Origin of the sequence: Nostoc spongiaeforme FACHB-130 (assembly GCF_014698475.1) — a bacterium.
Lineage (GTDB): Bacteria > Cyanobacteriota > Cyanobacteriia > Cyanobacteriales > Nostocaceae > Nostoc_B > Nostoc_B spongiaeforme.
In genome coordinates, this window is sequence record NZ_JACJTB010000087.1 from 1 (window position 1) to 10516 (window position 10516).

Sequence of the window (10516 nt, forward strand, 5' to 3'; positions counted from 1 at the left end):
CCCCTGGCGACTGTTCGAGTTCTGTCAAAGAGATTTTTGTAGTGACCCGTGCTACATAGCGGTCTATTGTGACCAAGGTTGGGACGGTCTACTACTTCCCTCAATATACAAGGTTGGGTTGAGGAACGAAACCCAACTTTCGAGCATACTGAATGCGTTCACACAGGGTACTGTAGGCGATCGCCCTGCCAAAATCGCAGTAAAGTAGCTCTAGAAGTGTGAGCATCTTGCCACCAACAGTCCGTACTAGTTTTCGTCCAACCATGACGTTTTCGCGCCTTGTCTATAATTACCAGTCCAACCATTGATGCTTTGAGCGAGTTTGACATATATCTGTTAAATGAGCAGATTGTCTTGATATATTTCTACTAGATGCTGTTTTAACATCGCCTTGCCACAATCTGCTGTGTATCCTAGTTTTAACCTGAATCACCATAAAAATCAGCCAGAATATCTCGAATTTCATTAGCACCAATATCTTCTCGATCAGATTTAGAATAGATTGTTAGCAACAAAATACTTGTGGGAGACTCAACTTGATAAATCAGTCGGTATCCAGCACTTTTACCTTTTTGAATATTACTGTTGCGAACTCTCACCTTGTAAACAAAATATTCTTCCCCAAGTCCGCTAATTCTATCGCCTACAAAGTCCCCTTGTTGTAACTGCTCGATAATCGGTTGGACATCAGAGCGAATCTTGCGAAATCTTTTTGAGAGTCTGTAAAGTTCTGCCTCAAACTCGTCGGAGAAACGAATTGATACTGTGTTGTCACTCTGCATCAATTCTGTCCCATAGCTCACTAATTGGTCTTGTTTGACCCATCTTTGCTTGCTGTAAAGCTCTTCTCAAGCTGGCTTTAATTTCCTCAACTGGTGTATCGTCTGGGTCAAACTCTTCTGTTTCTTCCTGTTCTGGAATTAACACAATCACCCGTACTTGATCAGGGTAAGTTGTTCCCTGAATCGGCTGATCTAAAATTAAATTTCCTTGAGCATCAATTTTACCAGTTACTTCGATCGCTTTCATCTTGGCTCTACCAGATTTTGTAGGATATCCTAACACGCACAAATACAAGCCACGCACCTTAAATATCGGCAATCAATCCATGCGATCGCTCTTTTATTCTAAAGCCTGAATGCGATCGCACAGGATAGGGTAAGCGATCGCCTTGCCAAAATCGCCGTAAAGTAGCTCTAGAAGTATGAGCATCTTGCCACCAACGCGCCGTACTAGTTTTAGTCCAGCCAAGACGTTTTCGCGCCTTGTCTACAATTCCCAGTCCAGTTGTTGATGCTTTGAGCGAGTTTGACATATATCTGTTAACTTAGCAGATGATTTAAAAGTCAGAAGGTTTGAGCTTTCCTCACTAGTAAGACTGAGTTACGCTTGAAAATGCAATATTGATTGGATCACGCTGTTAATTTTAAGCATTATTCTCGAATAACGTATGACAGACTCTATTGCTAAAAATGGTGCTGAACTACTCTCTGTAGCTCAAGCTGCCAAATTACTTGGTGTTACACGCCAACGAGTACACAACTTAATTAAGAATGGTCAAATTATAGCTTGTAAACTTGGACGTTATTACTACATAGAAAATGTTGAAATCGAGCGATATCAAAATCAACCGATGGGAAAACCTTATCAACCTCGTAGTACAAATACACCATAATTCTATTGACAATTGTTAATAGAGTTTTTATACTAGTTATATACAGCAAAACTCAAATATACAGTAATGCTACCTTTTCAACTGATTGCTACTGATGATGTAGAAAAACAAGAATTAAAAGAAATCTACAAAAGTGAATATGGAATTCTCTATCAAGGAGATTGTCTCAAATTTCTTTCAGCCTTACCGAATGAATCTGTAGATATTGTATTTGCTGATCCACCTTTTAACCTTGGTAAAGAATATGGTAAAGGCGTGAGTGATCAGATGGCAGATGATGAATATTTAATGTGGTCAAAACAGTGGTTGAGCCATAGTATTCGAGTTTTGAAGAATGGTGGCAGCTTATTTGTATTTAATCTACCTAAATGGTGTATAGAATATGGTGCATATTTGAATCAACAAGGAATGAATTTTAGGCATTGGATTGCTTGTAGAATGCCAAAAGCTTTTCCCAGAGGAAAAAAAATGTCTCCGGCTCATTATGGATTACTTTATTACACTAAAGGAGAACCAGCAGTTTTTAATAAAGTTTATACACCCATTCAAGTTTGCCGACATTGCGGTGGAGAAATTCGTGACTATGGTGGACATCGCAAAAAACTTAATCCACAGGGTATTAATTTAATGGATGTTTGGGATACGCCGGAAGAGGTTTGGGAAGAAACTTCCGAAGCTAACTCTCAAGATATTTTATGGACATTAGCAGAAGAAATGTGGACGGACATTCCCCCAGTGCGCCATCGTCAACACAAAAAGCGAGTTCCTAACGAACTTGCACCCATTATGCTAGAGCGAATTATCGCAATGGCCTCTCATCCAGGACAAATTGTAGTCGATCCCTTTGCTGGATCTGGGACTACATTTTATGCAGCAGAAAAGCTACAGCGTTACTGGATAGGTTCAGAACTGGGAGATACAGATCCGGCTGTAGAAAGATTAACTGATCTCGCTAACGGAATTATCGAACAATGGGAATCAGCAAGGGGAAATAAGAAATCAAAGCAAAAGAAAATCAATGCTTCACAACTTTCCATCCCCTATTCTCAATAAATATATAAGTCAGAAAATTTAGACTAAAGCACGTCCATCTGTTCCTTTGGTAAGCGTTGGTACATTACTATCTAGCTGATCATGTTCAATTACAAAAATTGCCAGAAACCCTTCTTGGAGTTGAACAGAACGCCAAACATCAAAATATGGTTCTAACTCTTCGTAATTACCAATCCTATCAGTTAAATAAGGGTAAATTTTCCGACTGGGAAGAACTAAAGCAGCACCTAAAAAAACACCACGTATTAATCCCAGAATCATTTTATTAACTGCGCGATGGCTGGAAGAAATATTTCCAGTTTCCCACTCAAGCGCAAACAAATAATTGTCAATTACTTTTGTAGCATCAACTTTTCCTGGTGATTTCGTAGCATAGGTAATAGGAGTTTCTAATCTCCACTCGAATTTATCTCTTAATGCAATCATGCAAGCTTCTTTAATAGGCTTGACACCATTACCGTGCTTTTTTGGATTAATTGTAAAACTAGATGTCCCAGGAGGGTGAACAATTAGAGCGATCGCATCACGAATTTCAGCACGAATTATCGCCCAATCGTTTGATTCTTCAAAATTCCCTATACTTATTAATGAAACTTCTTGAACAATCTTCATCGCTAATTTTCACTGCAACTAAACACAAGATATTCAGCATATATTCTGGTAAAAATCGGCTTTTGGCAATGAACCCATCATTGAGCATCGACTGAACACAAAACTGAGCATATCTGCCGAGTAAACACGCCTACGCTAGAGACATAACATAAAAGCGTGAGGTAACGTATATGACTCAAACTCTAGAACGCCAAGCTGGTGGCTTATATGTTCAAACTCCTGAACAACAGCAAATTGCTTTTCCCCTCAAGCATACTGAGGTGAAAGCTAAAATTGCGGGGAATATCTCACGGGTGGAAGTTACCCAAAGTTTTGAAAATCCTTTCACAACTACGTTAGAAGCTGTTTATATCTTCCCATTACCGGATGAGGCTGCTGTTGATGATATGCTGATTCGGATTGGTGACAAGACTATTAAAGGTAGTATTAAAAAACGCCAAGAAGCACAGCAAATTTACGAGCAAGCAAAGAAACAAGGACGCACCGCCGGACTGTTGGAACAAGAACGGGACAATATTTTTACTCAATCTCTCGCTAACATTCAACCGGGTGAGCAAATTGATGTGATTATTCGCTACTCTGAAAGCTTGAAATTTACTGCGGGTAATTATGAGTTTGTTTTCCCGATGGTGGTTGCTCCGCGTTACGTTCCAGGGATACCGATTGAAGGAAATGCAAGTGGTGTAGGTTCGGCTACTGTACCGATGACGCAAAATCAAGATACAGATATAGTTCCCGATGGTTCACGGTTGAATGCACCTATCTTACCATCGGGTACGCGATCGCCCCATGATATTAATGTAACGGTAGAAATTGATGCGGGGGTTGAGGTGCAAAATGTCCAGTCTCCTTCTCACCAAATTCAGATAAGTTATGCAGAAAAGCGGGTGTTGGTGAAGTTGGCGGGTGGGGATACTATTCCGAATAAAGATTTGATTTTACGCTATCAAGTAGCTGGGGAATTTACCCAAGCGACGGTACTCAGTCAAGCTGATGAACGGGGTGGACATTTTGCACTATATCTAATTCCTGCACTCCAATACCGTCAAAATCAGGTTGTTCCTAAAGATGTGGTGTTTCTCATTGATACTTCTGGTTCACAAATGGGTGCGCCATTGATGCAGTGTCAAGAGTTGATGCGCCGCTTTATTAATGGACTTAACCCTGATGACACTTTTAGTATTATTGATTTCTCTGATACGACTCGGCAACTATCGCCTGTTCCCCTCGCTAATAGTTCTCAAAATCGCACACGCGCCATCAATTATATTAATCGATTGACAGCTAATGGTGGCACGGAGATGTTACGCGGAATTCGTGCTGTGTTGAATTTTCCAGTTACGGATTCTGGACGGTTGCGGAGTATTGTATTGTTGACGGATGGTTATATTGGCAATGAAAACCAAATTCTTGCAGAGGTGAAACAACATCTGCAACCAGGAAACCGCCTTTATAGTTTTGGTGCGGGTAGTTCTGTTAATCGTTTTCTACTCAACCGCATTGCAGAATTAGGACGAGGGATAGCGCAGATAATTCGCCACGATGAACCAACGGATGAGGTAGTCGATAAATTCTACCGTCAAATCAACAATCCAGTTTTGACTAACATTAATTTGCAATGGGAAGGCGATGGTGATGCGCCAATTATCTATCCTGCCACGCCACCAGATTTGTTTGCGGAACAGCCGTTAGTTTTATTTGGTAAAAAACCTGATGGGTGTGGGGGAAAACTGCATATTACGGGAATTGTTGCGGGTGGTACACGTTATCAGCATACCTTTAACTTGGACTTTGAGGAAACTGGAAACCCGGCTATTGCTCAACTTTGGGGACGTTCCCGTATTAAGGAATTGATGAATCAGATGGTGCATGGTGACACTAAGTTGGGTGTGGAAGCGGTGACAGATACGGCTTTGACTTATCAACTGTTGTCGCAATATACAGCTTTTGTGGCTGTGAGTGATGATGTGCGAGTTAATCCGCTTCAGGGTTCAGTTTCTGTGCAAGTACCTGTAGAAATGGCTGAAGGTATTAGTTATCAAGGTATTTTTGGGAGTGCTGTTAGTGCTGTTGCGCCTCCTCCCATGATGGCAAATATGGTGTCTCCTGCGCCTGAATTTTTGCAACGTAAGCGGAGAGTAGAATCTTCAGGCGCACCGGAAGCGGTGATGTCTTCTCCTGTAGCACCGCCAAAAATGTCACAAGCTGAAGAACGGTATCATTTTGCTGATGAAAGTCTTGAGGATGAAGAAACCTTTTTAGCGGAAATTGCACCTGTCCAACATCTAGAGGTTGTAAATGTAACGGGATTAAATGAGCAGATGATTGCACTGCTGACTCAGTATTTAGAATCTATCCCATTGCATACAGCTTACAGTGGTGATTTAGTGTTTGAGTTGCAGATAAGTAAGGGACGAGTCAGACAGGTGTTGTTAGATGAGCAAGCTTCTACTTTTAAGGAACAGTCTTTAATTGATATTATCAGGCGATCGCTCATCTCTTGGCGCATCCCTCAATTGCTCACAACTACGGTTTTGCTAACAGTGCGAGTGCAAGTTTAATATAAAACTATACCGGGGCTATCCCGGTTTTTTTATTGCAGGCGATCGCAATTCATCTTTCAAACATCACAATAGCAATGAAAGCAATCGCAATTCATCTTTCAAACATCACAATAGCAATAAGAGCGATCGCATTTCATCTTTTCACCATCACAATCACAATGAGAGCAATTGCAATTCATCTTTCCAGCATCACAATCACAATGAGAGCAATCGCAATTCATCTTTCAACTATCACAATAACAATGAGAGCGATCGCACTTCATCTTTCTACCATCACAATTGTAATGTCCGCCTTCCTTACAAATTTTGCAGCTTTGATGATAAGTCTTTTACTGAACAAAATCTAATGCTATGCTTTTAAGCAATTACACTGAAATAAATTAAATTAATATAAAATTTTACATGACTTCTGGATCGCTGCCTGCTAACCCGTTTGTGGCTGCGGGGATGATTGAAGACTCTAGATTGTTTGTTGGTCGGAAGGATGAATTACACGCGATCGCATCTCGGATGGGTGGCGCACAGCCGACAAGTATTAACATTGTCGGTGAAAAGCGCATTGGTAAATCTTCGCTGCTTTATCACTTTTTTTTAACTTGGGAACAGCGAGTGCAGAACCCTAGCCGCTACGTTGTGATTTACCTTTCTTTGCAAAGTGTACATTGTCAACGAGAGGAAAATTTTTATTTAGCGGTGGCGCAAGAGTTACTCAATTTTTCTAATGTGGCGACCAACCAAGCTTTAAGTGACCCTTTGAGAATTAGACCCCTTGACCGTGTAGCTTTTTCTGATGCAATTAGAGAATGGAAAAGGCAAGGTGTATTACCAGTTTTATGTTTGGATGATTTCAAAACCTTATTTGACAACCAGAGCGAATTTAATAATGACTTTTACAACAACTTGCGTTCTTTGATGAATCACAACTCTGTAATGTTGGTAATCGCTTCACAACATCAATTAGATTTTTACAGCAAAAAACATCAATTAACTTCTTCTTTTTTCAACTTAGGTCATGTGATTAAATTGGGAGAACTGCAAGAAGATGAAGTCAAAGATTTGCTACGCCTACCAGCTAGTACAGTTAATAATGCCGCACCTGCTTTAAGTATGGATGAACAGCGTTTAACTCAGCAATTAGCCGGGAGTCATCCATTTTTACTCCAGATAGCAGGAGGCTTAGTGTGTGAAGCACGTCAGCAGGGACACGATGAAAACTGGGTAAAAACTCGTTTCGTTCAAGAATCTCGGCGCTTACCACAGTCTCGGTTAGGTTCGCGCCGATGGTGGCTTGGACTGCGTTGGTTAGTTTGGAATTTACCAATACGTCTAGGGCGCGTAGTTAAATTTCTGGGCGGAACTGTAGATGATGTGAGTAGCTGGATTAAGGGAATGGCAATTTTAGTAATGGTTATTTTGGTGTTTACACGAGTCATCAATTGGAATGAAGTTTGGGATTTTGTGCGTGATCAATTAGGAATTAAATAAAAAAGTAGGTTGGGTGGAGCGATAGCGAAACCCAACAAAGTCTTAACTATAGTTGAGTTTCCATTCCTTAACCCAAGCTACACTTCACTACGCCTCGCAATGACGTAAGAAAAATAATTTACAAAACATGATATGAGTCAAACCTCACCAAAATTAGGCTTGTGGAATTATGTAGCTGAATGTCTGCGCCTTTTGTATTGGATTTACTTCAAGCCTTTTACCTTTGAACGCTGGCTGCGTGATATCCATCCAGAACTAAAACCTATAGATAACCCCTTTAACAGACGCTCTGAGTTTTGCACCAATCCCCGTTTGCGTCGCTATGCTGGGCAAGTTTGGTGGTTAACGGCATTAGTACCAATATTTGCCGTATTGCTAGTTGCACCAGTGTATCCGCTGTTGAGTGGTAAGTCTTTTGACTGGTTCCAAAGCTTAATTTTTTTGTTGGGCTGGATAATAGGAAGAGTTTTAGACCGTGGTAGCTATAGGAATAGATTAGTTATTTTAGTTGTTGCCATCCTTACTTTATTTTTAGCAGTTAGATTTTTTTCAGGCGTGGCGGTAGGCGTAGCGATCGGCGTGGCTTTTGGCGCGGCGGTCGGCGTGGCGGTCGGCGTGGCAGTCAGTTTGGTGGTCGGCGTAGCAGGAAGTGTGGCGGGAGGTGTGGCAGGAGGCGTGGCTTTTGGCTTAGCGGGAGGTATGGCAGGAGGCATGGCTTTTGGCGTGGCGGTAGGCATAGCGAGAGGCATAGCTTTTGGTGTGGCGGTCGGCGTGGCTTTCGGTATGGCTTTCAGTATGGCTTTCGGTGTGGCAGTCGGCGTGGCTTTCGGCGTGGCTTTCAGCGTGGCGTTTGTTTTTGGTGTACTACGAGTTTACTTTTGGTTGCCGGAATTGATTTGGATGTTCATTATTTTTTTTATTTCTCGCTGGCAAAATTCAGGAAGTTATTTACAATATTTACCTCCTCGGTTTGATGAATTGATTATTTTACCTCTGCCTTTCATGGATTGGATGATAGCGGAAGCTTATGCAAAAAACCCAGTCATTGCTCGTAAAACCATTGATTATTTAATTACATCTACAAACAAACAAAAAGTTGCAACACAAGCAATTATCAAAATTGCTATAGATATTCTCAATCAATGCCGAAGATTAGGAGATATTGCCGATATTTCCTATCAACTAACATGGATTCCGTCACCACCTCCACCAGAATTTGGTACAATTCTGCCCCAATTGTTAGATATTAGCCAAGGCGTACAAGCATCACAACAAGCAACTACAACGTATAGACAATATGAATTATTAAAACCTCCTATCAATGCTTTGCAGGAACTAAAAAACACTCTAACTTTTGCAAAAAACGCTACATTAGCTACTCAATTTGGCAGCATTGCCAACCGTTGGCTAACAATATTAGAAACAGCACAACGCACTTTAGCAGAAACAGCAAAACAATCACAAGAAATTCGCCAAGTTTACATTGCTGGTAATTCTTTAGACCCCGCCACAGCTACAAATCGCTTTAAAGGGCGAATTGATATCTTTCGAGAAATTGAAACTTTAACACTTTCCGACCAGCCACCAATTTTATTACTCTACGGCGGGCGCAGAACTGGTAAAACCTCTGCACTCAAATATTTACCAGACAAAGTTGTTCCTAATATTGTGCCTTTGTTGGTAGATTTACAAGGTGCAGCATCAGCCACAACACTTAAAGGATTCGCCGAAAATCTATCTCAACAAATTATCAATACTGCACGCCGCTTACCCCGCAAAATCTTCTTACCAAATCCAGATGCTTATAAATTAGCTGAAGATCCATTTCCGGCATTGCAAACTTGGTTAGCAGAAATCGAACGCAGCAATTCTGGTAAGCGATTTCTTTTGTGTTTAGATGAATATGAACGTTTGAGTGAGGTAGTTACAGCCACAAATAGCCGTGCGCCACTCAACTTTATTCGCAATTTGCTGCAACATCAAAAACAATGGATTTTACTATTTAGTGGTTCCCATCAATTATCGGAACTTGATGCTTACTGGACTGATTATCTAATTAATACTCGCGCTTTGCGAATGAGTTACTTGCAAGAGTCAGAAGCCCGTGAATTAATTACCCGTCCTATCGAAGATTTTTCTAATATTTATGAATCAAGTGCTGTAGATTTAATTATACAACTAACTTGCTGTCAACCTTATCTTGTGCAGTTGATGTGTTATGAGTTAGTAGAATTTTTCAACAAAGATATTAGAGCAAACCGCCGCCAACTAGAGACAATCAAAGCCACCGCGCAAGATGTACAAGAAATTATTCCCATTGTGCTAGAGCGAGGCGATCAATATTTTCGGGAAATCTGGAATAATTTAACAGAGAATGACCGCAATTTACTCCAGCGAATAATTCAAGGTCAAACTCCCACACCACAAGATAAAGGAACAGTACGAAGACTCACCCGCAAAGAAATTTTGACTCAAGAAGGTAATGCTTTTCAAGTGCCTTTAGTGCAAATATTCATTGAACAATTGCTAGAAGAAGAAGATTAGGAATATTCATCCTCTGATATTATCCCAATCAATTACCGCCACCCAAACATTTTCTTCATGAGAATATTGAACAGTTCCATCAACTTCTAAATCTTCGCTATACAAGACTAAGTTTAGTGTGCATCCACTTTCGGCAAATAGCCCTGCGCTAAGGCGCACGCTACGCGAACAGACTGAAGTCTGGGGCTATACAAACTAAACCCGCCTGCGCGGGTTTTGAGATAGTCCGCGTAGGTGGACTTGGTTTGTGTAGCCGCGATTTCCAATCGCCCGGTGTTTCTTCCAAAAGTGGATGCTCCCTAAGTTTAGATTATCTTGCAACCAAATTTTTTGACGAGCTAAACCTTCAATAGTACCAGTACCTTCGCCTGTGACTAACTCAAATGTGGTAGTTTTTGGCTAACTATCTCTACCCTGTTGTTTATCCCTGAATACTCGTTCATGACCTGCTTTATGTCAAGATATTTTATACGCCTTATGTGAGATGGGGTAGCAAAAAAGAAGGGGAAACCACAAGATAAAGGTAACGACACCAAAGCTTGAGGTCTCCCAATGAATATGGTAGACGGTTCGACCCTGTTGA

The 10516-nt window shown here is 40.9% G+C and carries 11 protein-coding genes; 5 read left to right on the forward strand and 6 right to left on the reverse strand.

Annotated features, from left to right (window positions below; translation table 11 throughout):
* Positions 1-100: 100 nt before the first annotated feature.
* The 4 genes from H6G74_RS30490 to H6G74_RS30505 form a co-directional block, all read right to left on the reverse strand.
* The gene (locus H6G74_RS30490) at positions 101-265 is read right to left on the reverse strand and encodes a hypothetical protein (RefSeq protein ID WP_190971247.1); all 165 of its coding nucleotides are present in this window, start codon (positions 263-265) and stop codon (positions 101-103) included.
* Positions 266-419: 154 nt separating this feature from the next.
* Positions 420-782, reverse strand: a complete 363-nt coding sequence (locus H6G74_RS30495; protein WP_190971248.1) for a type II toxin-antitoxin system RelE family toxin — start codon at positions 780-782, stop codon at positions 420-422.
* Complete coding sequence (locus H6G74_RS30500; RefSeq protein WP_044523269.1) at positions 772-1029, reverse strand: type II toxin-antitoxin system RelN family antitoxin; 258 nt, start codon at positions 1027-1029, stop codon at positions 772-774. Before H6G74_RS30500 ends, H6G74_RS30495 begins: the two co-directional genes overlap by 11 nt.
* Positions 1030-1087: 58 nt before the next feature.
* Positions 1088-1315: a hypothetical protein gene (locus tag H6G74_RS30505; RefSeq protein WP_190971255.1), complete on the reverse strand. Its 228-nt coding sequence runs from the start codon at positions 1313-1315 to the stop codon at positions 1088-1090.
* A 135-nt stretch (positions 1316-1450) separates the two neighbouring features.
* Between H6G74_RS30505 and H6G74_RS30510 the strand changes: the two genes are divergently transcribed.
* Positions 1451-1675 carry a helix-turn-helix domain-containing protein gene (locus tag H6G74_RS30510; protein WP_190971249.1) on the forward strand — a complete coding sequence of 75 codons (225 nt, stop codon included), beginning with the start codon at positions 1451-1453 and terminating at the stop codon, positions 1673-1675.
* 66 nt (positions 1676-1741) lie between these two features.
* Positions 1742-2728, forward strand: a complete 987-nt coding sequence (locus H6G74_RS30515; RefSeq protein WP_190971250.1) for a DNA-methyltransferase — start codon at positions 1742-1744, stop codon at positions 2726-2728.
* Positions 2729-2746: 18 nt separating this feature from the next.
* On the opposite strand, the gene H6G74_RS30520 is transcribed toward H6G74_RS30515, so the two are convergent.
* On the reverse strand, positions 2747-3340 hold the full coding sequence (locus tag H6G74_RS30520) for a restriction endonuclease (protein WP_190971251.1): 594 nt from the start codon (positions 3338-3340) through the stop codon (positions 2747-2749).
* Positions 3341-3510: 170 nt separating this feature from the next.
* Between H6G74_RS30520 and H6G74_RS30525 the strand changes: the two genes are divergently transcribed.
* The 3 genes from H6G74_RS30525 to H6G74_RS30535 all read left to right on the forward strand — a co-directional run bounded on the left by H6G74_RS30525 (position 3511) and on the right by H6G74_RS30535 (position 9933).
* Positions 3511-5901, forward strand: a complete 2391-nt coding sequence (locus H6G74_RS30525; protein ID WP_190971252.1) for a VIT domain-containing protein — start codon at positions 3511-3513, stop codon at positions 5899-5901.
* 405 nt (positions 5902-6306) lie between these two features.
* Complete coding sequence (locus H6G74_RS30530; RefSeq protein WP_190971253.1) at positions 6307-7389, forward strand: AAA-like domain-containing protein; 1083 nt, start codon at positions 6307-6309, stop codon at positions 7387-7389.
* 132 nt (positions 7390-7521) lie between these two features.
* Positions 7522-9933: an nSTAND1 domain-containing NTPase gene (locus H6G74_RS30535; RefSeq protein ID WP_190971254.1), complete on the forward strand. Its 2412-nt coding sequence runs from the start codon at positions 7522-7524 to the stop codon at positions 9931-9933.
* Between the two features lie 6 nt (positions 9934-9939).
* Here the strand turns inward: H6G74_RS30535 and H6G74_RS30540 are convergent, their stop codons facing one another.
* Positions 9940-10092 carry a hypothetical protein gene (locus H6G74_RS30540; protein WP_190971256.1) on the reverse strand — a complete coding sequence of 51 codons (153 nt, stop codon included), beginning with the start codon at positions 10090-10092 and terminating at the stop codon, positions 9940-9942.
* Between the last annotated feature and the right edge of the window lie 424 nt (positions 10093-10516).